21 protein-coding genes are annotated in these 25,675 nt (G+C 66.2%); 12 read left to right on the top strand and 9 right to left on the bottom strand.

Going from position 1 to position 25,675, the window contains the following annotated elements:
• Positions 1-18: 18 nt before the first annotated feature.
• From OY559_RS02860 to OY559_RS02850, 3 genes are all read right to left on the bottom strand, one after another.
• A complete protein-coding gene (locus tag OY559_RS02860; RefSeq protein ID WP_277728618.1) occupies positions 19-2,466 on the bottom strand; it encodes a sodium:solute symporter family protein in 2,448 nt (815 codons plus the stop codon).
• The gene (locus tag OY559_RS02855; protein ID WP_277728617.1) at positions 2,463-3,314 is read right to left on the bottom strand and encodes an HpcH/HpaI aldolase/citrate lyase family protein; all 852 of its coding nucleotides are present in this window, start codon (positions 3,312-3,314) and stop codon (positions 2,463-2,465) included. Before OY559_RS02855 ends, OY559_RS02860 begins: the two co-directional genes overlap by 4 nt.
• A 133-nt stretch (positions 3,315-3,447) precedes the next feature.
• Positions 3,448-4,464, bottom strand: a complete 1,017-nt coding sequence (locus OY559_RS02850; RefSeq protein WP_277728616.1) for a sugar kinase — start codon at positions 4,462-4,464, stop codon at positions 3,448-3,450.
• Between the two features lie 241 nt (positions 4,465-4,705).
• Here OY559_RS02850 and OY559_RS02845 point away from each other — a divergent pair, with 241 nt between their 5' ends.
• Entirely contained in the window at positions 4,706-7,486 is a 2,781-nt protein-coding gene (locus OY559_RS02845; protein WP_277728615.1) for a TonB-dependent receptor, read from the top strand.
• Between the two features lie 307 nt (positions 7,487-7,793).
• On the top strand, positions 7,794-10,709 hold the full coding sequence (locus OY559_RS02840; protein ID WP_277728614.1) for a TonB-dependent receptor: 2,916 nt from the start codon (positions 7,794-7,796) through the stop codon (positions 10,707-10,709).
• 232 nt (positions 10,710-10,941) lie between these two features.
• On the opposite strand, the gene OY559_RS02835 is transcribed toward OY559_RS02840, so the two are convergent.
• Positions 10,942-12,288 carry a pectate lyase family protein gene (locus tag OY559_RS02835; RefSeq protein ID WP_277728613.1) on the bottom strand — a complete coding sequence of 449 codons (1,347 nt, stop codon included), beginning with the start codon at positions 12,286-12,288 and terminating at the stop codon, positions 10,942-10,944.
• Between the two features lie 187 nt (positions 12,289-12,475).
• Here OY559_RS02835 and OY559_RS02830 point away from each other — a divergent pair, with 187 nt between their 5' ends.
• From OY559_RS02830 to OY559_RS02785, 10 genes are all read left to right on the top strand, one after another.
• Positions 12,476-13,297, top strand: a complete 822-nt coding sequence (locus tag OY559_RS02830; protein ID WP_277729899.1) for a 2-keto-4-pentenoate hydratase — start codon at positions 12,476-12,478, stop codon at positions 13,295-13,297.
• Positions 13,294-14,289 (top strand): TRAP transporter substrate-binding protein, encoded by a 996-nt coding sequence (locus tag OY559_RS02825; protein WP_277728612.1) that lies wholly within the window; start codon positions 13,294-13,296, stop codon positions 14,287-14,289. Before OY559_RS02830 ends, OY559_RS02825 begins: the two co-directional genes overlap by 4 nt.
• 9 nt (positions 14,290-14,298) lie before the next feature.
• Positions 14,299-14,817 (top strand): TRAP transporter small permease, encoded by a 519-nt coding sequence (locus OY559_RS02820; protein ID WP_277728611.1) that lies wholly within the window; start codon positions 14,299-14,301, stop codon positions 14,815-14,817.
• 3 nt (positions 14,818-14,820) lie between these two features.
• The gene (locus tag OY559_RS02815) at positions 14,821-16,101 is read left to right on the top strand and encodes a TRAP transporter large permease (protein ID WP_277728610.1); all 1,281 of its coding nucleotides are present in this window, start codon (positions 14,821-14,823) and stop codon (positions 16,099-16,101) included.
• On the top strand, positions 16,098-17,243 hold the full coding sequence (pelA, locus tag OY559_RS02810; protein ID WP_277728609.1) for a pectate lyase: 1,146 nt from the start codon (positions 16,098-16,100) through the stop codon (positions 17,241-17,243). Before OY559_RS02815 ends, pelA begins: the two co-directional genes overlap by 4 nt.
• A gap of 10 nt (positions 17,244-17,253) precedes the next feature.
• Complete coding sequence (locus OY559_RS02805; protein ID WP_277728608.1) at positions 17,254-18,846, top strand: family 43 glycosylhydrolase; 1,593 nt, start codon at positions 17,254-17,256, stop codon at positions 18,844-18,846.
• 51 nt (positions 18,847-18,897) lie between these two features.
• Positions 18,898-19,953 carry a LacI family DNA-binding transcriptional regulator gene (locus tag OY559_RS02800; protein WP_277728607.1) on the top strand — a complete coding sequence of 352 codons (1,056 nt, stop codon included), beginning with the start codon at positions 18,898-18,900 and terminating at the stop codon, positions 19,951-19,953.
• Positions 19,954-20,081: 128 nt separating this feature from the next.
• Positions 20,082-20,930 (top strand): 5-dehydro-4-deoxy-D-glucuronate isomerase, encoded by an 849-nt coding sequence (gene kduI, locus OY559_RS02795; RefSeq protein WP_277728606.1) that lies wholly within the window; start codon positions 20,082-20,084, stop codon positions 20,928-20,930.
• A gap of 164 nt (positions 20,931-21,094) precedes the next feature.
• A complete protein-coding gene (kduD, locus tag OY559_RS02790; protein ID WP_277728605.1) occupies positions 21,095-21,853 on the top strand; it encodes a 2-dehydro-3-deoxy-D-gluconate 5-dehydrogenase KduD in 759 nt (252 codons plus the stop codon).
• Between the two features lie 113 nt (positions 21,854-21,966).
• On the top strand, positions 21,967-23,088 hold the full coding sequence (locus tag OY559_RS02785) for a GDSL-type esterase/lipase family protein (RefSeq protein WP_277728604.1): 1,122 nt from the start codon (positions 21,967-21,969) through the stop codon (positions 23,086-23,088).
• Between the two features lie 59 nt (positions 23,089-23,147).
• Here the strand turns inward: OY559_RS02785 and OY559_RS02780 are convergent, their stop codons facing one another.
• The 5 genes from OY559_RS02780 to OY559_RS02760 all read right to left on the bottom strand — a co-directional run bounded on the left by OY559_RS02780 (position 23,148) and on the right by OY559_RS02760 (position 25,649).
• Complete coding sequence (locus OY559_RS02780) at positions 23,148-23,654, bottom strand: hypothetical protein (protein WP_277728603.1); 507 nt, start codon at positions 23,652-23,654, stop codon at positions 23,148-23,150.
• Positions 23,655-24,377: an HAD family hydrolase gene (locus tag OY559_RS02775; RefSeq protein ID WP_277728602.1), complete on the bottom strand. Its 723-nt coding sequence runs from the start codon at positions 24,375-24,377 to the stop codon at positions 23,655-23,657.
• A gap of 127 nt (positions 24,378-24,504) precedes the next feature.
• Positions 24,505-24,792 (bottom strand): hypothetical protein, encoded by a 288-nt coding sequence (locus OY559_RS02770; protein ID WP_277728601.1) that lies wholly within the window; start codon positions 24,790-24,792, stop codon positions 24,505-24,507.
• Positions 24,793-24,835: 43 nt separating this feature from the next.
• Positions 24,836-25,153, bottom strand: a complete 318-nt coding sequence (locus tag OY559_RS02765; protein ID WP_277728600.1) for an EF-hand domain-containing protein — start codon at positions 25,151-25,153, stop codon at positions 24,836-24,838.
• A gap of 121 nt (positions 25,154-25,274) precedes the next feature.
• Complete coding sequence (locus OY559_RS02760; RefSeq protein WP_277728599.1) at positions 25,275-25,649, bottom strand: EF-hand domain-containing protein; 375 nt, start codon at positions 25,647-25,649, stop codon at positions 25,275-25,277.
• Between the last annotated feature and the right edge of the window lie 26 nt (positions 25,650-25,675).

Below are 25,675 nucleotides of genomic sequence, written 5' to 3'. Positions count from 1 at the left end.
CATATGGCCCATGCGCCATCAGCGCGTCGCGCCCACCGCATCCTGGCGGTGGATGGTCAGCCCGCTCAGCGACTGCGCCGGTGGGGGGAACAGCCAGCTGGCGGCATAGCCGATGACGATGCAGAGCAGGATCGAAATGCCGAGGTAGAAGTAGGGATGCACCAGGTCCATCGACCAGATCAGCAGCGTCAGCACGATGGCGCCGGCGATGCCGATCGCCACGCCCTGCGCATTGGCGCGCCGGGTGAACATGCCCAGCGTGTAGGCACCCGCGAAGCCACCGCCCAGCAGGCCCGCCAGTTCGATCGACACGTCGAACAGGGAATGGATGTCGTAGCGCGACAGCAGCAGCGCGATGCCGATGCCGAGCAGGCCGACCAGTACGCCCATGATTTCCGCGAACAGCACGCTCTTCTTCGGCGTGGGGTTCCTGGCCAATTTCTCGTAGAAGTCGACCGATGCCAGGGTGGAGACGCTGTTGATGATGCTGGACAGCGTGGACATCGCGGCGGCGAAGATGCCGGCGATGATCAGGCCGGTCACGCCCATCGGAAGCTCGGCGGCGATGAACAGGGGGAAGGTGGCGTCGAGGGGGAGCAGCGGATTCATCCGCTCCGGGTGCGACTGGTAGTACACGTACAGCGCCGTGCCGATGGCGTAGAAGAAGAATCCACCGGGCACCATGATCGCCGCAAAGGTCCAGATGGAACGCCCCGCTTCCTTGTCCGACTTGGTGGACAGCACGCGCTGCATCAGCACCTGGTCCTTCGGGAAGGTCAGCACCACGTCGAACAGGACCAGGAAGATGAAGCCCCAGACCGTGGCCTTGGTGAGGTCGAAGCTGAAATCGAACAGGCGTGTCTTGTCTTCCGCCATGGCGACCTGCACGAGCTCCGGCACGCCTCCATTGAGGTGGTAGATGATGAACCCGATGGCGAAGATCGCGCCGCCGAACATCACGAAGACCTGCACGAAGTCGGTCCAGATGACCGCCTTCATGCCGCCCAGCGTGGTGTACAGGATGGTGAACACCCCCATGATCAGGATGCTCCACACCACGTCCACGCCGGTGATGGTCGCGATGGCCAGCGCGGGCAGGAACAGGATCACGCTCATGCGGCTGCCGATCTGCATGGCGATGCAGAGCGCGCTGGCCAGCATGCGGATGGCCGGGTGGAACCGCTTCTCCAGATAGGAGAACACCGACATCAGGTCCAGCCGGCGCAGCAGCGGCACGATCCAGACCGCGACGAACATCAGGCCGAGCACCGCGATCAGGTTGTTGGTGAGGTACTGCCAGTTCGTCTCGAATGCCTTGGCCGGAATGGCGATGAAGCTGATCGAACTGGTGTTGGTGGCGTACAGGCTCACGCCCGCCGCCCAGAACGGAATGCTGCGCCCACCCACGAAGAAGTCCGCGGTGGAAGCACGTTTCTCCTGCAGGTAGAAGTACATGCCGATGCCGACCATCGCCGCCAGGTAGACCACGATCACCAGCCAGTCCAGCCACGTCAGCAGATGGCTGCGCGCAGAGACTTCCACCATCCGGATCGCGCCAAGCGATGCGTCGGCACCGGCAAAGCCGTCACCCCACGCGGTGACCGGCGCAGGCATCGTGCCGGTCGGCGCAGGCAGGTCCGCCCACGCGCGCGTGACCGTGTGGAAGGTCGCAAGGCGTGGCGCCCGTGCACCGGCCGCATCGGCCTTCAGCAGGTACAGCACGTGCGCCTGGCCTACCGCGCGCGCGCCGTCTGCCGTCAGTACCCTGCCCGGCACCGGCGGCAATGCCTGCCACCCGTGGTCCACGGACCAGCGCCACAAGGCGTCGCCGCTCTCGGCAGCAATGGTGACGACCAGTTCACCGCGCTGCGCGACCAGCGTGTCCGCGGCACCGTCGCCACCCCAGGCCGGTATGGATTGCCAGGCCGTTCCCGCTGCAGCGTCCAGCCTTCGCCGGAACACGTGATTGACGCCCAGTTCGTCCTGCCCCACGACATGCAGCACGCCAGCGCCTTCCGCCAGGCGCAGCCTTGCCAGCGGAAGCGGGAACTGCGGCAGATCACGCAATGCGAGCCGCCCGTCCGCGAAGGTCGCTTCCGCGACCACGCGCACGGCGGATTCACCCGAGGATGGGCGTACCTGGTAGAGCCGCCCGATGGCCGCGTTCTGCCAGCCAGCGGCGTCGGCATCCGGCGGTAGCGCCACGGCGCGCCACTGCTTCTCGGCGGATATCCAGTACCACGCCCCGGCATCCGAGAAGGCCACAAGGTGCGGCCCCACCGTATGCAGCGCGCGTACCTCGGCTGGCGGTGCCGGCACGGAAGACTGGCTCACGCCGGCAAGGCTTTCCGCGTGCGCCGGCAACAACGCGGTGCCGAGCATGAAGAGCGGCAACAGCGCCATCAGCCTGCCCATGCGACGCACCAGCGCCGCCACGCCGGCACCGGTGCCCGCCGCGTGCGTCACGCCCGCCCCCGTTCTGCCATGGCCAGGACCGCGCGTGCGCGCGCCAGGAACGGCGCATCGACCATGCGCCCGTCTACCGCGAAGGCGCCTTCGCCTGCATGCTCCGCAGCATCGACCGTGCGTCGGGCTGCTTCGATTTCGCCTTCGGACGGCGCGAACACGGCATTGGCCCACGCCACCTGGCGCGGATGCACGCAGCTCTTGCCCAGATAGCCGAGCGCACGTGCGCTCTCCGCTTCGGCCCGGAAGCCCGCCTCGTCGTCCAGCCCCGGAAAGGCCGCGTCATAGGCGAATACACCCGCCTCCGCCGCCGCGAGGCGCAATGCGTACTGGGTCGTGTGCACGTTGCGCAGATCATCGCGGCGGATGCCATGGGGCTCGAACAGGTCGCCCAGCCCCAGTTGCAGACCGCGCACGCGGGGATGCGCTTTCGCGATGGCCACCGCATGCCGCAGCGCTCGCGGCGTCTCGATGTTGACCAGCAACCCGACCGCCCTGCGCGAAGGCAGGCGCACCTCGATCGCTTCGATCTCGGCCACGGCCTGCCTGAGCTGTTCCGCCGATTCGATTTTCGGAAGATTGAGCAGGTCGATATCCAGCGGGAGGATCGCGCGCAGATCGGCTTCCCACGCTGCGGTGCTCCACGCATTCACGCGGACGACCACCTGCTTGCCCGCAGCGCGATGCGGCGCATCGCGGAGCAGCGCCACCACCTGCGCGCGCGCTGCCTGCTTGTCGGCCTCGGCCACTGCGTCCTCGAGGTCGAGCGACAGCATGTCGGCATCACTGGCCAGCGCCTTGGCGAACAAGGCGGGGCGGCTTCCGGGGACGAACAGTTTGCTACGCATGGACGGCGCTCATCATGGCGCGCAGTCTGCGGCAAACAGGCGGGGGGCAAACCCCGCGCCGGCATCTTCAAACGATAGTTTTTCCTGCGTCCGGGAATGTCGCAACGCAACATTCCCTGATGCTGCCGGACACTCAGCGCTTCACGTCCAGGCTGTTCTCGCCAAGGAACGCCTGCACGTCGGCGGCGCCCACAAGATTGAAGTCGCCCGGCAGCGAATGCTTCAGGCAGGCCGCCGCCACACCGAAATGCAGCGCGTCGGCGCTTGCCATGCCGGCCAGGCCACCATGCAGCACGCCGGCAGCGAATGCGTCGCCGGTCCCGATGCGATCGACGATGGGCGAGACCTCATAGGCCGGGGTGACATGCAGCGCGCCATCGCGCAACGCGGTGATGGCCGACAACGCGTGATGGTCGACGCTGCGCTGCACCCGGACCGTCGCGGCCATCTGGCGCAGATGAGGAAACGCCTTGAACGCGGCGGCGGCGCCCGCCGCGAAACGTTCCTGCGGCGTCGCCTGCGGGAAATCCAGGCCCAGCACGACCTGCAGGTCGCGGTGGCTGGCGAACAGGATGTCCGCCTCGGCCATCAGGCCACGCAGGATCGTCGGCGCATCACCGCCCCACGCTTCCCACAGCTTCGGCCTGAAGTTGCCATCGAACGAGACCTTCACGCCCGTCGCGCGCGCCGCCTTCACTGCATCAAGGACGCCATCGGCGGCCTGCTGGCCGAGGGCCGGCGTCACGCCCGACACATGCAGCCAGTCCGCACCATCGAGCAATGCAGCCCAATCATGCAGACCGCCGCCGGCGCGCGCGAACGCAGAATCGGCACGGTCATAGAGCACCTCGCTCGGCCGATGGATGGCGCCGGACGTGAGGAAGTACAGGCCCATCCGGCCCGGCGCCTGCTGCACGGCCGAGGTATCCACGCGATGCCTGCGCAGCTCGCCCAGTGCCGCCTCGCCAAGCGCGTTGTCGGCGACCAGCCCCACCATCCCTGCATCATGGCCGAACCTCGCCAGCGACACGGCCACGTTCGCCTCCGCGCCACCGACATGCACGTCGAGGACGGGCGATTGCAGCAACACCTGCCGACCCGGCGCACCCAGCCGCAACAACAGTTCTCCGAAACAGACGATCTTCCCCATCACCCTTTCCTCCCGTTGCGACGACACGCGCCACCTCATCGACAGCCTGTTCCGGCTTGTCCTCGGGACAAGATAATCCGGGTCGGTCGCCAGTTGTTGTTGCAGCGCACACTCTGTTAGCGTTCGTTTTGACCAGCGGTGTCATTTTACCAGCTGGCAGGATCTGTAAGGGAATAAACCGCTTTATTTTCGATCAAAACAGTCGCTACACGCGGCCATGGTCCCTTGAGGAGGGGAGAACATGCCAGTCAGTCATCACCGCCGGAAGACACCGGTTACCTTGCTTGCTGTCTCGATCGGCCTGGCGCTGCAGATGAGCGCAGCCGCACATGCCCAGGAAGCAGCGCAATCCACCGAATCGAGTGAAGCCGCCCCGGCCCAGGCTGATGTTTCCACTCTGGATACCGTCAGCGTCACCGGCTACCGCGCCAGCGTCGAAAAGGCGCTCGACATCAAGCGCGGCGAAGCCGGCGTGGTCGACGCGATCGTCGCCGAGGACATCGGCAAGTTCCCCGATCTCAACCTGGCCGAATCCCTGCAGCGCATCCCGGGCGTGGTCATCACCCGCGATGCCGGCGAAGGCCGCAACATCTCGGTGCGCGGCCTGGGCCCGGATTTCACCCGCGTGCGCATCAACGGCATGGAGGCGCTGACCACTGTCGGCTCCACCGATCAGAACGGCGGCTCCAACCGTGGCCGCGGTTTCGACTTCAACGTGTTCGCCTCGGATCTGTTCTCGCAGCTGATCGTGCGCAAGACGGCGCAGGCGGATGTCGAAGAAGGCTCGCTCGGCGCCACCGTCGACCTGCGCACCGCGCGTCCGTTCGACTATGACGGCTTCACGCTGGTGGCCAGCGGCCAGGCCAGCTATGCCGACATGGGCAGTACGACCGACCCGCGCGTGGCCGGCCTGATCGCCAATACGTGGGCCGACGGCAAGTTCGGCGCGCTGCTGTCGGTCGCCTACTCCGAGCGGCAGGCACTGGAAGAAGGCAGCGGCAGTGGACGCTGGGCCGGTGGCACCAGCAACAACGGCTTCAACCCGGCATCACCGTACACGCCGGCCCTAGCCGCCAACACGTATCACCCCCGCTTCCCGCGCTACACCCTGATGGAACATGACCAGAAGCGCACAGGCGTGACGGCGTCGCTCCAGTTCAAGCCGACCGACCGCACCCAATTCGCCTTCGATGCGCTCTATTCGAAGATCGATGCCGTGCGCGACGAGAAGTACATCGAGGCGATCTCGTTCAGTCGCGGCGCTTCGCAGGGCGGCAAGCCACAGACCATCGTGCGTGATGGCGCGGTGGAGAATGGCGCACTGGTCTACGGCCTGTTCGATGACGTGGACATCCGCTCGGAGAGCCGCCACGACGAATGGAACACGGTCTTCACCCAGTTGGGACTGGAAGGCGAGCACGAGTTCACCGACAACTTCAAGATCTCCGGCAAGCTCGGCACGTCGAAATCAGAGCATGAGAATCCGATCCAGACGACGATCATCATGGACAAGCTGAACGTCGACAACTACAGCTACGACTACCGCGGCGACCCCTACAAGCCGGTAATCGACTACGGCATCAGCCCGACGGACCCCACCGGCTGGACGCTGGCCGAGATCCGCATCCGCCCGCAGTACGTCGAGAATGATTTCGACGTCGCCCAGCTGGATTTCAACTGGAACATCAGCCCGGGCTTCCGCCTGAAGGGCGGCGTGCAGGCGAAGGACTACAGCTTCTCCACCCGCGAGCTGCGCCGCTCGACCGAAGGACTGACCGGCGTACCGATGTTCACGGACGGCACCCGCATCGTGCCGACCGACCTGACCGAACAGGCCAGCCTGAGTGGCGTGAGCGGATCTCCGGGTACGTGGGTGATCCCCGACTACCAGGGTATCGCCGACTTCTACGACATCTACAGCAACAGCGGTCCGTTCGCCCTCAACGAGCGCGCGGTAAACACGCGCAGCGTCGAGGAGGAAGATCGCGGCGTCTACCTGATGGGCGAGTTCTCGGCCGATCTTGGCGCGATTCCGGTGTCCGGCAACTTCGGCGTGCGTTACGTGCGCACCAAGCAGTCCTCGACGGGCATCGCGACGGCCAGCGGCACGCCGGTCGCCACGACGGTCTCGCGCGAGTACAGCGACACCCTGCCCTCGATGAACCTGGTGGCCGAGATCACGCCGGACTTCCTGATCCGACTGGGTGCGGCCAAGGTGATGACGCGTCCCGGCCTGGGCAGCCTGACGCCCGGCGTGACGGTCAACGTCAGCGGCGGTGCGCGCACCGTCAGCGGCGGCAATCCGAACCTGGATCCGATCCGCGCCAAGACGGTCGACCTGGGTTTCGAGTGGTACTTCGATGAAGGCGCGATGCTGGGCCTGGGCCTGTTCTACAAGGACATCGAGAGCTTCATCCAGACCACCCGCGTGGTGCAGCCGTACTCGTCGAGCGGCCTGCCCGCCAGCCTGCTGGACGGCACCGGCGCCGGCGTGAACGACGACTTCGTCTTCAGCGTTCCGCTCAACACCCCGGGCGGCGAACTGACCGGTTTCGAAGCCAACTACACGCAGCCCTTCACCTTCCTGCCGGGCAAGTTCGGCAATCTCGGCGTGCAGTTGAACTACACCTACGTCGATTCGCAGATCCAGTACCTGACCTCGACCGGCGCCAACTCGTTCAAGACCGACCTGACCGGCCTGTCGAAGCACTCGTGGAACGCGACGCTCTATTACGAAGGCGATCGCTTCTCCGGCCGTGTTTCGGCGACCAATCGCGACGACTTCCTGCTGCAGGTACCCGCGACCGAGGCCGGCTTCGACGTTCATGGACAGACGGGGACCACCACGGTCGACGCCTCCGTGCGCTGGAAGATCAACGACAAGCTGGAACTGAGCCTGGAAGGCATCAACCTGACCGACGAACCGCAGGAGTCGTGGGTGGCCAACTCAGGCGGCCAGCTTCCGCTGGACTACAGCGAGACCGGGCGTCAGTACCTGCTGGGATTGCGTTACAAGTTCTGATCGCGTGAGTACGCGGTGCCCCGTTGAACGGGGCGCCGTCGAAGCCCAGCCGACTCTCCCGGCTGGGCTTTTTTGTTTCCGGAGATCAGCCTCCCAGCCAGGAAAGCGACTGCATCGCCCACCCGCTGTCTACGGGACATTTCTTGTTTCCAATCAATCACTTGTTGCTGCACCGCACACTCTGTTAGCGTCTTTGACCAGCGGTGTCATCACGGCCACACCGCCATCGATCCACTGGGGAAATCACGTCGTCGTCGGCGCTCGCTGACACACAAAAACGGTTGGCCGCCCTTGGGAGGGGGATGTCATGAAGCGCAATCTGAAGAATCGGAAGACACCGGTTACCGCACTCGCATTCTCGATCGCCGTCGCACTGCATGCGCCGGCTTTCGCACAATCGCAGGAGACTTCACCAACGCCGCCCATCGCCACGGACCTTGATCGCGTCGAGGTGGTCGGCACGTTCCGTGCGAGCCTCGAGAAAGCGCTGGAAGAAAAGCGCTACAGCGCCGAACAGATCGACGCCGTCGTTGCCGAGGACATCGGCAAGTTCCCTGATCTCAATCTTGCCGAAGCGCTGCAGCGCATTCCGGGCGTGGCGATCGATCGCGATGCCGGCGAAGGCCGCTCGATCACCGTCCGCGGCCTGGGACAGGATTTCACCCGCGTACGCATCAACGGGCTGGAAGCGCTCGCCACGACGGGCGGCACGGACAGCTCGGGCGGCGCGAACCGCGGGCGCGGCTTCGACTTCAACGTGTTCGCCGCAGAACTCTTCAGCAAGCTGACGGTGCGCAAGACGCAGTCGGCCCAGATCGACGAGGGCTCGCTCGGTGCCACCGTCGATCTGCGCGCCGCGCGTCCTTTCGACTACGACGGCTTCACCAGCACGGTGACCAGCCAGATGGGCTACAACGATCTGTCTAAGCAATGGGATCCGCGCTTCTCGGCACTCATCAGCAACACCTGGGCAGACGGCAAGTTCGGCGCACTCCTCTCGGCCGCCTACAGCGAGCGACATTTGCTGGAGGAAGGCTACAGCGCAGTACGCTGGGACAACGGACCATCCGCCAACGGCTTCTGCAGCCCGGTCGGCTACACGCCGCAGAACAACACCAACAATAGCGGACGCGGCACCACCGCGTTGAACTGCTCCACCGGCAATCCGCGCCCCGCCAATACCCAGGCCAACCACGATGCGTACCGGCTGGCATCGGCGGCCACCACCTTCCATCCGCGCCTGCCACGCTACGGCCGCCTGACCCACGAGCAGGAACGGCTGGGCGTGACCGCCGCATTGCAGTTCCAGCCCAGCGACCACACGCTGCTGAACTTCGATGCGATGTACTCGAAGCTGGATGCGACGCGCCAGGAAGACTTCCTGGAGACGATCTCCTTCAGCCGTTCGAACGCGCAGGGCGGCAAGTACGAGACGCACGTCCTCCAGGCCGAGGTGGATGATCACGGGAACCTGGTCTACGGCGTGTTCGACAATGTCGACGTGCGTTCGGAATCCCGTTTCGACGAGCTTTCCACGGAGTTCAGCCAGTACAGCCTTAGCCTGGAGCAGGACATCACCGACCGCCTAAAGCTCAACGCGATGGTCGGCACGTCCACGTCGGAATTCAAGAATCCCGTGCAGACCACGGTGACGTTCGACATCCAGAACCTCGACGGCTACAGCTGGGACTATCGCGGCAACAGTCGCCTTCCCGTGATCACCTACGGCAACCTCGACGTCAACAGCCCGACATCATGGCGCTGGATCAGCAGCCCGGCGGCGAACACCACCGGCTCCGAGATCCGAATCCGCCCGCAGGGGGTCGACAACACATTCGACACCGGCAAGCTGGATCTGGACTTCGTCATCAACGAGACATTCACGCTGCGCGCCGGCATGTCTTACAAGAAGTTCGGCATGGATACGTGGGAGTTCCGCCGCAGCAGCGAAACATCGGTGCCCGCCCTGCCCGCCGGCACGACGCTCGGCGACCTTTCATCTCTGGTCACCGGCTTCGGCCGTGGCCTGGACGGGCGGGCGCCCAACGCGTGGCTGATCCCGGACCTCGATGCGATCGCGGGCCTTTTCAACATCTACTGCAACTGCAACACCGGCGTGCCGGGCGGCGACTTCACCCTGAGCAGCATCACCAACGGCAATGCGCGCGGCAACAACCGCAGCATCAACGAGGAGGACTGGGGCGGCTACCTGCAGTTGGACTTCAATGCAGACTTGGCGGGGCGCCCGCTGCGCGGCAACATGGGTGTGCGCTACGCCACCACCGACGTCGATGCCAGCGGCTATACATCGGTCGGTGGCGGCAGCCCGGTCACGGTCAGCAACGATTACAAGGACTGGCTGCCATCGTTCAACCTTGCCTGGGACGTCACCGATGATCTGGTGCTGCGCTTCGGTGCCGCCAAGGTCATGGCGAGGCCGCAGCTGGGCAACCTGTCACCCGGTGCCGGCATCACCACCACCGGGTCCCCCAACATCCGCGTGGGCAACCCGTATCTCGATCCGTTCCGTGCCAAGACCTATGATTTCAGCGCGGAGTGGTACTTCGCCGAAGACTCGGTGCTGTCGCTGGCGCTGTTCTACAAGGACATCGAGACCTACATCCAGGAACTGCGCGAGAACATCGCCTACCGCGACACCGGTCTTCCTCTGGAATGGGTGCCGTCCACGTTCTGGGACGTGCCGTTCGATGTGCGGACACCCATCAACACCCCTGGCGGTCCGCTGAAGGGCTTCGAGCTGAACTACCAGCAGCCATTCTCGTTCCTGCCGGGAGCTTTCCGTCATTTCGGCGTGCTGCTCAACTATACGCATGTGAAATCGGACATCGACTATGCGGTTCCGGGAAGTTTCCCCGTGACCTACATCGCCGATGAGCTGGTCAACCTGTCGCCGAAGTCCTACAACGCGACGCTCTACTACGACAACAACAAGTTCAGTGCGCGCATCTCCACGTCGTTCCGCGACGACTACCTGCAGCGCGTTCCGGGACAGAACAACAACGACGTGGAAGGGAAGCGCAGCGCACGCAGCGTGGATTTCTCCATGTCGTACAAGTGGGACAAGCACTTCACCCTCACCTTCGAGGGCATCAACCTGACCGACGAGTTCAACGACCAGTACGTGGATTCCGTCGGCGATCGCGCGTCCGTGTACCACCACACGGGACGTCAGTACTACGTCGGCGCGCGGTTCAACTTCTGACCGCGCTTGGCGGCCGCCCTGATCGGGGCGTCCGCCCTGCTTCCCCCCTCCGGATGCCACTTGGTGCATCCGGGTACTGTCGTGATCGACGGGTGCTCTCGTGACGTATCGGCTTGCCGACAATCCACATGCGCTGCACGCACCGCGCGCGCGGTGCCGTGAACGGAAAACCCGCCTGTCGGCGGGCTTTCCGTATGGCGCTTCGGCGCCGAGGCTTTCGCTGTCGAATGCGTCAGCGCAAGGGTTCGCCGCGGGGATAGCCGGCGATGGGTTCCATCACGTCGAGGTTCCATTCGCTCTCGACGAAGGGCTTGCGGGCTTCCTTGTATTGCGGGTAACCGCCGACCTGCTCCTGGCTGTCGATGATTTCGCCGCGTCCTTCGATGACGTCGGCGACGATGCGGCGGTCGATGAGGTCGCGGTTCCAGGGCGTGGCGCCCGCGTTCTCGATCACGGCATCCTGCACCTCGACGGACGGCAACAGCGTGACGCCGAACGGCAGCGCAGGCGCATTCTTCACGCGATTGAGCTTCACCGGCGCGGTGGTGTAACTGCCGGTCTCCTGGATGCTCTTGTTGCCCACGCGATCGACGATGAGGTTGTCCTGCGCGTACACGTCGAGATCGCCGGATCCGCCGATCATCAGGAATGCGAGCGGCTCGGTGGACTTGCCGGCGCGCATGACGTTGCCGCGCACGACCATCTCACCCTTCGAGTACGGATGGCCGAGCCACTCTTCGGCGATCAGGTTGTAGTGGATGGCGCGCTGTCCCGGGTTGTAGATCAGGTTGTTGATCACCTGGCCACGCGCGCCACCCTTGAACAGCGGGCTGCGCTCATAGTTGTGCGCGTACAGGTTGCCGACGATCAGGACCTCGTTGACGTGGTCGTGGATCAGCGAGCCCTTGGAGTGTTCGCCCTTGGCGTGGATCGAATTGGCCAATCCCTCACTGACGATATTGTTGCTGTAGGTGATGCGGCGCGATGCATTGGCCATCCATTCGGCTTCGTTTTCCCCGTGAAAGCGCGTGCTGGATGCGCTCAGGTTCTCATCCGTGGCCCAGGTGAGCGAGCAGTGGTCGACGATCACGTCATGCGCGCCGCGCACCGTGGTGATGGCATCGATGTCGCCCGAACGCTTGGGCAGGCCGCCGTCGCCGGGCCTGACGCGGATGTGGCGGATGACCACATCGTGGGTGGCGATGGTCAGGCCGCCCTTGACGAGGGTCACGCCGGGATGCGGTGCGGTCTGGCCGGCGATGGTCAGGAAGGGCTCGTTGATGCGCAATTCCTTCATGCCAAGGTCGATGACGCCACCGACCTCGAATACGACGATACGCGGCCCCTTGCCCGTCACGGCTTCCTTGAACGAGCCCGGGCCGTCGGCCGCCAGCGTGGTGACGCGGACGATCCTGCCGCCGCGCCCGCCGTGCGTGTGCGCCGCCGCGCCCTGCGCGCCAGGGAATGCAAGTGCGGGCGCGTCGGCGGCGAGGACCGGCGTCATCGTGGACGCCATCAGCAGTGCGGCCAGGCCGCAGGTCAGCCCGAAGGCCCGCGCAGGAAAACGGATATGAAGCATTGGCTCCCTCCCAGGAGTGGATCGACGCATCGTGGCATCGGGATGGGTTTTGCGGCAGTGCACATTGTCAATGACACCGGTTTACCATATACAGGCCATCAACCTGCACTGTCACTCGGCGGTGCAACAAAACACTGCGGGGAGAGCCCTCTTGAGTACTGACCACAGCGCGCCGTCCGACGCACGCATGGAAGCCCCGGAACTGGCCGCCATCGCGGACAGCTTCGTCAGCGCGAGGCGCCAGGGCCGTGCATTGCCGGGATTCCCGGGCACCATTCCCGATGACCTGGTGACTGCGTATCAGGTGCAGGACCACGCGATAGCGCAGTGGCCCGACCGCGTGGTCGGCTGGAAGGTCGGCTTCATCGCACCGGAGCGACGGGATGCATCCGGTGATGAGCGCCTGCTGGGCCCCATCTTCGCCCGCCAGGTCAAACTGACCACCGGTAGCCAGGAAAGCTTCCAGGTATTCGCCGGCGGCTTCGGCGCCGTGGAAGCCGAGTACGTCCTGCGCCTGGACGCCGATGCCCCGGCCGACAAGACGCACTGGACCCCGGAAGAAGCCGCCGCCGTTCCGTCGACGCTGTTCACCGGCATGGAAGTGGCCAGCAGTCCGCTGGCGACGATCAACCAGCTCGGCCCGCGCGTCGTCGTTTCGGACTTCGGCAACAACAATGGCCTGGTGATGGGCGTCGAGATCCCGGACTGGGCCGAACGCAGCGATGCTTCGCTGACCTGCACGACCTCGATCGACGGCCGGCAGGTTGGCAAGGGCGGCGCCACCACGCTGCCCGGCGGCCTGCGCGCGGCGTTCGCGTTCGCGCTGTCCCGCTCGGCGCGCCGCGGTCGCCCGTTGAAGGCGGGCGACCTGATCGCCACCGGCAACGCCACGGGCATCCACGACATCCTGCCGGGCCAGCAGGCCCTCATCGAGTTCGATGGCCATGGCAGCATTGCGTGTGTCGCGGCAGCCGCGACGCCGAAGGACGAAGGGGATTGGCGCGCATGATGAACCGTCGTCGTTTCCTGGGCACCAGCCTCGGCGCCGCGGTCGCCCTTCCGCTGGCGGGGAGTCGCGCCCTTGCCGACGATGGGCGGCACGTGCTGACGGCCACCGATGTGCACGTGAAGGACTATCCCACCGTCGAAGCCGTGCGCTGGATCGGCGAAACGATGGCGCGCGAGACCGGCGGCCGCGTGACGCTGCGTCAGTACCACTCGGGCCAGCTCGGCCGCGAATCCGAAGCCATCGACATGGCGCGCTTCGGCGCCATCGACATGACCCGCGTGTACGCCGGCGCGCTGAACAATGCCTTCCCGCTGACCCAGGCGCTGTGTCTGCCGTACGTATTCGATTCGGTGGCGCACATGCGCCGCGCGATGGACGAAGGCGTGGGCGAGGCGGTGCTGGAAGGCTTTTCACGCCGCGGACTGGTCGGCCTGGCGATCTACGATTCCGGGGCGCGCTGCTTCTACAACACCAAGCATGCGATCCGTACGCCGGAAGACCTGCATGGCCTGAAGGTCCGCGTGCCGGTGTCGGACATCTTCATCCGCATGCTGCGCCTGTTCGGTGCCAATCCCACGCCGCTGTCGTTGGGCGAGGTGTTCTCCGGACTGGAGACGCGGATGATCGACGGCGCGGAGAACAACATCCGCAGCTTCCATTCCAGCCGCCATTTCGAGGCGGCGCAATACTGGTCGCAGACCAACCATTCCTACGCACCGGACGTGCTGCTGGTGTCGCAGCGCACGCTGGATGGCCTGCAACCGCGCGACCGCGAGCTGCTGGTCGAGACTGCCCGCCAATCGGTGGGCGTGATGCGCTCGCTCTGGGACGCTTCGGAAGCAAAGGCGCGCGATGCCGTGTTCTCGGCGGGGGTGGAGCACAACGAGGCCGACCTGGCCGCGTTCGCGCGCGCCTCGCAGCCGCTGTTGTCCGAGTACCGCAGCGACCCGGCGATCGACGCGCTGTACCGCCGCATCCGCGACCTGGCCTGAGGACCGACGATGTCAGAAGAAACCACGCCGTCTCCCTCCACGCCCGTGCAACGCGGCATGGACCTGCTGTCCAACGCCGCCATCGCGATCGCCGTCGCCGCCCTGCTCGGGCTGGTGGTCGTGCAGGGCTGGCAGGTAATCGCCCGCTACGTCATCAACGACTCGCCCAGCTGGACCGAGCCGGTCACCGTATTGCTGCTGACCACCGCCATGAGCCTGGGGGCTGCGGCGGGCGTGCATACGAACCGCCACTTCGGCTTCTTCTTGCTGGCCGATGCGGTGGGCCCTCGCCTGAAGAAACTGCTGCACGCGGTATCCCCGCTGGTGATCGCCGCAATCGGCGCGGTGATGGCGTACTGGGGCGCGGTGCTGCTGTTCGACGGGCTGGACATCCGCATCGCCGGTGCGCCGATGCCGCAGAGCATCGGCTACCTGCCGTTGTCGCTGGGTGGCGTGCTGATGGTGGTGTTCGCCCTGTATCGACTGCTCCTGGTGCTGCGCGCGCCGCTGACCGACGAGGCCCGCTGACCCATGGCGATCACCCTGCTGTTCTCGATCTTCGCGATCCTGCTGCTGATCGGCGTGCCGGTCGCCTACGCATTGGCCGCCGCATCGCTGGCAACACTGCTCTACCTGGACCTGCCCAGCATTGTGCTGGTGCAGCAGATTTCCTCGGGCACCGGCTCGGCCTCGCTGATCGCGATTCCGCTCTTCATCTTCGCCGGCGAGATCATGCTTCGCGGCGGCATTTCCGAGCGCCTCATCAGCCTGGCGGCTTCGCTGGTGGGACGCCTTCGCGGCGGCCTGGGCCAGGTGAGCATCCTGTCTTCGCTGTTCTTCGGTGGCGTGTCGGGCTCGGCCATCGCCGACGTCTCGGCCGTCGGCGGCACGATGATCCCGCAGATGGTCAAGCGGGGTTACGACCGCGACTTCGCCGTCAATGTCAGCATCACCGCTGCGCTGGTGGCGCTGCTGGTGCCGCCGTCGCACAACCTGATCCTGTTCTCGGCCGCGGCCGGCGGCGGCCTGTCCATCGCCGATCTTTTCGCGGCCGGCATCGTGCCCGCGCTGCTGATGACGGTCGTGCTGATGTTCACGGGCTGGGCGGTGGCGTGCAGGCGCGGCTATGGCACGGAACCGTTCCCGGGCATGCGGGCGGTGCTGCTGCGGCTGGTTTCCGCGCTGCCGGGGCTGGGCCTGGTGGGCCTGATCTTCTTCGGTATCCGCGCCGGCATCTTCACGGCGGTGGAAAGCGCCGCCATCGCCGTGGTCTACGCACTGCTGGTGACCAGCGTGCTGTACCGCCAGCTGTCGCTGAAGGAATTCTTCGCAACGGTGACGCACGCCGCGCGCACCACCGGCGTGATCCTGTTCGTGATCGCCACGGCGGCGGTGTTCGGCTGGCTGCTCGCCTACCTGCAGGTGCCAGCGGCAGCCGTCGAAGCGCTGCAGTCGATCGCCCACAGCAAGTACACGGTGCTGCTGCTGATCATCCTGGTGCTGCTGGTGCTGGGCACCTTCATGGACCTGGCGCCGATGATCCTGATCTGCACGCCGATCTTCCTGCCGGTGGCGAAGGCCTACGGCATCGACCCGATCCACTTCGGGCTGGTGCTGGTGCTGACGGGCGGCATCGGCCTGGTGACGCCGCCGGTGGGGTCGGTGCTCTTCATCGGTACCGCCATCGGCAAGATCACCATCGCGCAGAGCATGCGCACGATCTGGCCGTTCTGGCTGGCTGGCCTGGCGGTGCTGCTGATCGTGGCGCTGTTCCCGGAGCTCTCGTTGTGGCTGCCGAAGGCGATCAAGTGACCAAGCGCCAGCCCGCGCGCCTGCTCTGCGCCATCCTGCTTGCGCTGGTCGGCCCTGCGGGTGCGCAGGCGCCGGCGGAAACGCCATCGCTGGCCGGTTTCGAGGACGCCATCCATCACTGGCGCAACGTGCACGGCGACAAGTATCCGCGCCATGCGCCAGATGACGTCGCGAAGATCGCCGACAACATCCTGCGCTACCAGCGCCTGGAGGGTGGCTGGATCGAGAACCAGGATCCGGCACGGATCCTGGATGATGCGGAGAAAGCGCGCTTCGATGCCGAGGCGCGAAAGTCCGGCGGCAGCTTCGACAACCGCAACATCTACACGCAGCTCGACTATCTGGCCACCGCGTATGCGCTCACCGGCGATACGCGCTATCGCGACGGCAGCCTCAAGGGCATCGCGTTCACGCTCGCCCAGCAGATCCCGTCGTGCGGCGGCTGGCCGCATACCGTGCCGGCCACGCAGTCCTACCATCCGCACATCACCATCGCCGACGACGTCACTGCCGGCGTGCTCGGCACGCTGCGCAAGGTCGTCTCGGACACGCGCCGCTATGCCTTCGTCGATGCCGCGTTGCGCGCGCGCGTGCAGGCGGCCATCGATGCCGGCGATGCCTGCCTGTTGCGCCTGCAGGTACGCCAGGGCGACACGCTGGCCGGCTGGGCGGGCCAGTACGACGCCAAGACGCTGCAGCCCGCGCAGGGCCGCAAGTTCGAGCTGCCGTCGATGGCCGCGCAGGAATCAGTCGGCGTGGTGCGTTACCTGATGTCGATCCCGCAGCCGTCGGCCGAGGTGATTGCTTCGGTGGAAGGTGCGGTCGCATGGTTGCGCAAGGTCGAGATCACCGGCTGGCGCATCGAGACGTTCGACGCGCCGGCGGAGCAGTTCCAGTACCACAGCAGCACCAAGGATCGTCGGCTGGTCGCCGATTCCGGTGCGACCGGCCTGTGGGCGCGCTTCTACGACGTGACCGACAACAGCGTGGTGCTGGCCACCCGCGACAGCCAGCGCGTGGCGCGCTACCAGGACATCCCGCGCGAACGCCGCACGGGGTACGAATGGTACGGCAGCTGGCCCAAGCGGCTGTTGGCGAAGGAATACCCACAGTGGAAGGCGCAACACGCGCCGTCGAAGTAGAGGAATCCGGATGGGAATCAAGTCATTCTTCGTGGCCGCGTTGTGGCTGCTGGCGCCCGCGATCGCACACGCAGGCGATGCGGCGGCCGTGCCGGTCTGGAAGCGCGGCGTCGAGCACCAGCGCCAGGCGGACCTGGGCGATGGCACGTTCCTCAATCCCGTGCTCGCGGGCGACCGGCCCGATCCTTCGGTGCTGAAGGACGGTGATGACTACTACCTCACGCTGTCGTCCTTCACTGCCTATCCCGGCCTGCCGCTGTGGCATTCGCGCGACCTGATCAACTGGCGGCCGGTCGGCCATGCCATCACCAAGAACGTCGGCTCGATCTGGGCGCCGGACCTGGTCAAGCACAAGGGCCGCTACTACATCTACTTTCCCGCGCGCGTGGGGGGCACGGAATCGCCGCGACGCAGCAACTTCGTGGTGTGGGCCGACGATATCCGCGGACCCTGGAGCGAGCCGGTCGACATCGGACTGCCCGGCCACATCGACCCCGGCCATGCGGTCGGCGAAGACGGCAAGCGTTACCTGTTCCTCAGCGCGGGCGACTATGTGCAACTGGCCGACGACGGGTTGAGCACCGTCGGCGAGGTGAAGCACGTCTACGACGGCTGGCGCTATCCGGAATCGTGGGACGTGGAGGGCTACGCGCAGGAAGGCCCGAAGATCACCTTCCGCAACGGCTGGTACTACATGATCACCGCCGTGGGCGGCACGGCCGGTCCGCCGACCGGCCACATGGTGATTGTCGCGCGCTCGCGTTCCATCCACGGCCCGTGGCAGAACGCGCCCAACAATCCGGTGGTGCGCACCACCTCGCGCGACCAGTACTGGTGGTCGCGCGGCCACGCCACGCTGGTGGAAGACGCCGGTGGCCAGTGGTGGATGATCTACCACGGCTATGAGCGCAACTTCTGGACGCTGGGCCGGCAGGCGCTGCTCGATCCGATCGCGTGGACCGACGACGGCTGGTTCGTCGCGAAGGGCGGCGACCTGAGCCAGCCGCTGCCCAAGCCGGCGGGCAAGGCGCTTTCGCCGCACGGCATGGCGCTGTCGGACGATTTCCGCGGCGGCAGGCTGGGCCCGCAGTGGGCGTTCTACGATCCCGCACCGGACGAAACCGCCCGACTGAGCTTCGGCGACGGCGTGATGTCGCTGCAGGGCAAGGGCACGTCGCCCCGCGACAGCTCGCCGCTGGGCATCATCGCCGGCGACCTGGCCTACCAGTTCGAGGTCGAAATGGAGGTCGAGCCCGGCGCCCAGGGCGGCGCGGTACTGTTCTACAACGATCGCCTGTATGCCGGCGTGGGCAGCAACGGCGAGCAGTTCGTCATGCACCGCTACGGGCTGGAGCGTCCCGGCAAACTCGCCCCCAGCGCGAAGGGCGGCAAGCTCTGGCTGCGGGTCAAGCACGACCGCCACATCGTCACGATCCACACCAGCACCGATGGCAGCACCTGGACCAAGTACCCGGTGCAGATGGAAGTCTCCGGCTACCACCACAACGTGGCGGGCGGGTTCCTGGCCCTCAAACCGTCGCTGTACGCCGCCGGCCAAGGCAAGGTTCACTTCCGTAATTTCCGCTACCGCGCGCTGGACTGACCCCCAGCCGCTAGAATCCCCACGACAGACGAACGGACCCGTACCCACTCCATGCCCGCGCGCAAGAAGCCCGAAAGCCCCGCCTCCCTGCCCACCGGTGGCAAGGCGGCGACCATCAACGACATCGCACGGCTTTCCGGCGTCTCGAAGAAGACCGTTTCGCGCATCATCAACCACTCCCCGCTGGTCCGTAAGGACACCCGCGAGAAGGTGGAGACCTTGATGCGGGAAGTCGGTTACGTGCCCGATCCGATGGCGCGCGGCCTGGCGTTCCGCCGCTCGTTCCTGATCGGCATGGTCTACGACAATCCGACCGCGCAGTACATCGTGAACATGCAGTACGGCGCGCTGGATGCGCTGCGCGACTCCGGCTTCGAACTGGTCGTGCATCCCTGCGACAGCCGCAGCCCCGGCTACATCGACGGCGTGCGCCGCTTCGTGCAGCAGCAGAAGCTTCACGGCGTGATGCTGGTACCGCGTGCCTCGGAAGACCAAGCGCTGGCCGACATGCTGGCCGAGATCGGCTGCCGTTACTCGCGCATCGCGTCGGTGTCGATGGACACGCCCGCGCGCATGGTGGTCACGCACGACCGTGACGGTGCGGCCGAGGCGGCCGAGTACCTGCTCTCGCTCGGCCATACCGACATCGCACTGATCACGGGTCCCAGTGCCTATCGCTCCTCGATCGAGCGCACGGACGGTTTCGTGCAGGCGCTCGCCAAGCGCGGCCTGGAGATTCCGAAGTCGCGCATCATCGAAGCCGGCTACACCTTCGAATCCGGCGTGGTCGCCGCCGAGAAGCTGCTGTCCGGCAAGAACCGGCCCACCGCCATCTTCACCGGCAACGACGAAATGGCCGCCGGCGTGTACAAGGTCGCCATGCGTGCGGGCATCAACATCCCGCGCCAACTGTCGGTGGTCGGGTTCGACGACAGCCCGCTCGCCTCGCGTCTGTGGCCCTCGCTGACCTCGGTCCGCCGCAACACCCGCGATACCGGCCGCACCGCGGCCGCCATGCTGATCCAGCCGGAAGGCACGCCCGTGCTGGCCGCGGCCAGCATCCGCCCGCACCTGATCATCCGCGACTCTTCCCAGCCCCCGGAGTAATCGGGCCGAAAGCCCAGGCCAAGTGCCGCACCGCAAAATGACACCGGTTACCAAAGTCCCGTAGAATCCGCCACACCCCCTTACCGACGCCGCCGCACGGCGCGTCCGCATCCGACGGAGCCCCGCCCATGTTCTGCAAGACCTACCACGCCACCCACCCGGACATGATGGACGGCGCCACCAACGACCAGCTGCGCGACCGTTACCTGATCGGCAACCTGTTCGTCGCGGACACGGTGCAGATGAATTACTCGCACAACGAGCGTTTCGTGATCGGCGGTGCCGCCCCGGTGTCGAAGAAGGTCGACCTGCCCCGCCAGACCGAACCCGCCTCGGCCGCCGGCAAGCCGTTCCTGGAGCGCCGCGAACTGGGCGTGATCAACGTGGGTGGCGGCGCCGGCAAGGTCACCGTCGACGGCACGACCTATGCGCTGGGCCCGAAGGACGGCCTGTACGTGGCGATGGGCAGCGCCGACGTCGCGTTCGAATCCGATGACGCGGCCAACCCCGCCAAGTTCTACCTGACCTCGACCCCGGCGCATGCGCGTTTCGAGACCAAGCAGCTGTCGATCAAGGATGCCGTCGCGCTGGAGCGCGGCGCGCTGGAAACCAGCAACGAGCGCACGATCTACCAGTTCATCGTGCCGGCGACCTGCCAGTCCTCGCAGCTGTTGCTCGGCCTGACCGTGCTGAAGACCGGCAGCGTGTGGAACACCATGCCGCCGCACCTGCACGACCGCCGCAGCGAGGTCTATTTCTACTTCGACCTGGCCGAGAACGACCGCGTCTACCACTTCATGGGCGAACCGGAAGCGCAGCGCCACATCGTCCTGCAGAACGACGAAGCCGTGGTGTCGCCGCCGTGGTCGATCCACATGGGGTCGGGCACCAGCAACTACGCCTTCATCTGGGCGATGGGCGGCGAGAACCTGGACTACACCGACATGCACGTGCTGGACATCTGCCAGCTGAAGTAGCAGACGTGCCGTAGAGCCGAGCTTGCTCGGCTCCACGCATCAGCGGAACACAGCGTCAACAGCAGCGGAGCAAGCTCCGCTCTACTCCATTCGAAGCCGATGCACCAAGCGCAGCGGAGCAAGCTCCGCTCTACCAGAAGCGCACCACACCGAGGGAATCCACGATGGCAAGCAATCCGTTCAGTCTTGAAGGCAAGATCGCGCTGGTCACCGGCGCCAACACCGGCCTGGGCCAGGGCATCGCCGTGGCGCTGGCCGAAGCCGGTGCCGACATCGCCGCGGCTGGCATCGTGGAAGCCGCGGAAACCGGCGAGAAGGTGCGCGCCCTCGGTCGCCGTTTCCTCAACCTGGAAGCCAACCTCATCAGCATCGACCCGGTCGAGCGCCTGGTGAAGGAAACCGTCGACGGCCTGGGCGGACTGGACATCCTGGTCAACAACGCGGGCCTGATCCGTCGCGCCGACGCCGTGGATTTCAGCGAGAAGGACTGGGACGATGTGATGAACGTGAACATCAAGTCCGCGTTCTTCATGTCCCAGGCCGCGGGCCGCCATTTCATCGCGCAGGGCAGCGGCAAGATCATCAACATCGCCTCGATGCTGTCGTTCCAGGGCGGCATCCGCGTGCCGTCGTACACGGCCAGCAAGTCGGGCATCGCAGGCATCACCCGCCTGCTCGCCAACGAATGGGGCGCCAAGGGCATCAACATCAACGCCATCGCGCCCGGCTACATGGCCACCGACAACACCGCGCAGCTGCGCGCGGACGAAGACCGCAACAAGGCAATCCTCGACCGCATTCCCGCCGCCCGCTGGGGCGAACCGTCGGATCTGGGTGGCACCGCGGTGTTCCTGTCGTCGCGCGCATCCGACTACGTCAACGGCGCCGTCATTCCCGTCGATGGTGGCTGGTTGGCGCGCTGACGCGTGCCTTCGCAAAGGCTTTTGTGGGAGCGACGTCAGTCGCGAAGCGGACATCCGGATGCATCATCGCGACTGACGTCGCTCCCACAAGGAACGGGCTGAGGAGATCCTCGATGTTGCGCCCGCTTGTCATCGTGATGCTTTTCACCTGTTGCGTGTCGGCCATCGCCGCCCCCCCCCGCCAGGTCTTCATCGCCGGCGACTCCACCGCAAGCCACTACGGCCCCGAGCGTGCGCCGCGCGAGGGCTGGGGCCAGCAGCTGCAGGGCTTTCTGGATGACGATGCCTACGTGGTCCGCAACCACGCCCAGAGCGGGCGGAGTTCGCGCAGCTTCGTCTCCGAAGGCTGGTTCGACGGCATGGCGAAGGCGATGCGTGCCGGCGACGTGCTGCTGATCCAGTTCGGCCACAACGACGAGAAGATCGAAGATCCCACGCGCTACAACGAACCACGGCAGGCGTTCCCCGGGTGGTTGATGCGCTACGTCGAACTGGCGCGCGAGAAGGGCGCCACGCCGATCCTGGTGACGCCGGTCGCGCGCCGCAAGTTCGATCATGGACAACTGCTGGACACGCACGGGCTGTACGCGCAGGCGGTGCGTGATCTTGCGTCGCGGGAGAACGTGGGCCTGATCGACCTGTCGGCCGCCAGCATGGACTGGCTGCGCGCGGCGGGCGACGAGGCCAGCAAGGCGTACTTCATGCATGTGCCGGCACAGGGCCAGCGGGACGACACCCATTTCCAGCAGCGGGGCGCGGTGATGGTGGCCTGCCTGGTGGTGGCAGGATGGAAACAGCTCGACCGCTCGCTCGCGGCCCACGTGAAACGCGATACCGACTGCGGTGCACCCGCGACCGCGCTCGCGGATCGCAAGGCCCAGGCGAATCCATCGCTGATCGTGCACGAGCGCGACATCGCGATGGAACAGCCGGGGCCGCACGGCGGCGCGGGCGACACGACCGCGTATCCCTTCTTCAGGGAAGCACCCGCGCTCGGCTTCGAGTTCCGCAAGCGCGTGTTGCGCCGGGACGCCGGCATCGGCCTGCACCAGCACCACAAGGACGAGATCTACTACGTGCTGAGTGGAAGCGGCATCTACGAACTGGATGGCGAGGCGCGGGAAGTACGCGCCGGTGACGCGATGCTGACCCGGCCCGGCAGCACGCACGCCATCCGCCAGCACGGCGAGGACGACCTTGTGCTGCTGATCATGTACGGGAAGAAGCAGGAGTGAGTGGAGAGGAGTGAGGAGTGAGTAAAGGCGTGCTTCGCTCACTCCTCACTCCTCTCCGCTTACTTCCCGCTTGCAGGTGCCGGCCGGTCCCAGCGGCGATACGTGGCTGCGAGCGCACTGCGCAGACGCCGGTACCGCGCGGTGCCGGGTTCGGCCTGCAGGCGGCCGGCGACCGCCTTCCACCCACCTTCGTGGTCGCGCGACCACTCGCGCACGACGGCGCGGCATGGCTGTCCCACGATCTGCGCCAGCGCGCAGGCCATGAAGATGTCGCCAGCGGTCCAGTCCGGTTGCTGCTGCATCGCTTCCACGTACGCACGCGGCACGGTGTAGTAGCGCGCCATCTCGTCGGCGAAGGACGCAGGGTAGCGGCTGGCGTAGTCGTTGATGTCCGCCAGGTGGCGATCCACCGAGGCGTCGCCGGTGGCGGGGGCGTAGGCCGTAGCCTCCTGTGCGGCGACGGGCGCGCACAGTGCGTACGACAGGCAGACCAGCAAGGCAACGGTGGGCAGCGCGCGCTTCACGGCGCCATTGTGCCCCACGACCATGGCCTTCGCTGGGCGCATTCAGGCATCCGGTACCGATTCGATCGTCGCAAGCGCATCCGACAACTGCCCGGCGTTCTCCACCACCCGCAGGCGCGGCGCATCGTGGGCCACGCCATGCTCGGCCTCGAGCGCCCACGTCACGTGGTACGGCATGTGGATGCCCCAGCCGCCGAGCCCCAGGACGGGCTCGATGTCCGACCGCAGCGAGTTGCCGACCATCGCGAACCTCGACGGCTCGACCTCCAGTTCGCGCAGCACGCGCGCATAGGTCGGCTCGTCCTTCTCGGATACCACTTCGATGCGATGGAAGAGGTCGGCCAGGCCGGATTGCGCGATCTTGGCTTCCTGGTGGAACAGGTCGCCCTTGGTGATCAGCACGATCTCGTGGTCGGCGGCGATGCGCTCGACGGCTTCGCGGATGCCCGGCAGCAGATCGACCGGATGCAGCAGCGTGGCACGCCCGATCTCGATCACGCGGTGCAGGTCGCGCGCGCTGATGCGTTCGTCGGTCAGCTGGATGGCGGTCTCCAGCATCGACAGCGTCATGCCCTTCACGCCGTAGCCGAAGATCTTCAGGTTGCGACGCTCGACGTCCAGCAGGTGCTGGTGCGTGCGTGCATCGGCGAGGTCCACATAAGTGCCGAGGATGGCCTCGAAATCGACTTCGGCCCGCCGGTAGTAATCCTCGCTCTTCCAGAGCGTGTCGTCGCCGTCGAAACCGACCCATCGGATGCGCGCCATCGGACCCCTGCCCTGCATTCCCAACGAAGGCCGCGAAGGATAGCAGCCCGCTCAGCCATCAATGAAACGGCCGCCATGCGACATGGCGGCCGTGGGGCGTTACGGGAGGACGCCGCTGCGTCGTGCACTACCCACCGCTGCTGGCGGGCGGCGTGCTGTCGTCGGCGGGCGGCGTGGTTTCCGGCGCATTGGGATTGGCCGGTGGCGGCAGGTTCGGATCGGTCTGCGGTACGGCCGGATCGGTCGGAGTGGGAGATGGCGGCACCACGTTGTCGGTGGGCGGCGTGGTTTCCACCGGCTCCGGCGCGCTGGGCGGCGGCATCTCTTCCGGCTCGGGGCCACAGGCCGTCATGAGGCCCGCGCTGAGCAGCGCAAGGCCAAGGCCCAGCGTCAATTTATGGGTCGGATTGTTCATGGGTTCCTCCATGCAGCATGGTTCATGGGATGGGCACGCGACCTCAGGGATTTCCCTGCTGCGCATAGGCCGCGTACTCCTCGGGTGTCAGGCGGCCATCAGCATCCTTGTCGAGCGTGCCGAAGACCTGCGCCAGCGGCGGGTCGACAGCGGCTTCGTCCTTGCTGATGGCACCATCCGCGTTCTGGTCCAGCTCCTGGAACGGACGCGGTGCCGGCGCCGTGGGAGGTGCCGGGCTCGCCTGCGGCGACGATCGTTCCTCGCCTCGCTGCGGGATCTCCTGCGCATATGCGAGCGGCGCAGCGATCAGCGCGATGGCTGCGGTCAGCACACCGAGGCATGACAGCGTCTTCGTGTTCATGGACCTCTCCTCGTCATCGGGTTCCCTCCGGAAGAGAAAGGGCGGCACGACAGGCCGCCCTTCCCGGCGGGTCACGCGCTGGCGTCATGGCGCCGCGATCGACCCGGTGCGACGGGCCGGCTTACTTCTGCTGGTCGCCGTAGTTCTTGCTCACGAACGCCTTGTATTCGTCGGCGGTGAGCTTGCCATCCGCGTCAGCGTCGGCCTGGTCGAAGACCTGGCTGAGGCCGGCATTGGCAGAGGCCTCCTGCTTGCTGATGGCGCCGTCGCCGTCCATATCCACGTCGGCCCAGCCCTGCTTGGCCTGCGTTGCGGACTGCGTGCTCTGGGTGGGGTCCTGGGTCGCCGCGCCGGTCGCCTGTTCGGCGGTCGGCTCGGTCTGGCCCTGCTGCGTCGCGGCGTCCTCGGTCTTTTCCTGCGCGAACGCCAGCGGCATGGCCAGCGCGGCGCTCAAGGCGACCAGTGCGATCAGCGGCTTGCGGTTGTTCTTCGTCATGTCTGTGCTCCGTTCTGTGGGAGTGC

The sequence above is a fragment of the Pseudoxanthomonas sp. SE1 genome (assembly GCF_029542205.1).
GTDB lineage: Bacteria > Pseudomonadota > Gammaproteobacteria > Xanthomonadales > Xanthomonadaceae > Pseudoxanthomonas_A.
The sequence above is the reverse complement of the archived record's forward strand: the minus strand, read 5'-3'. Positions and strand labels throughout refer to the sequence as shown.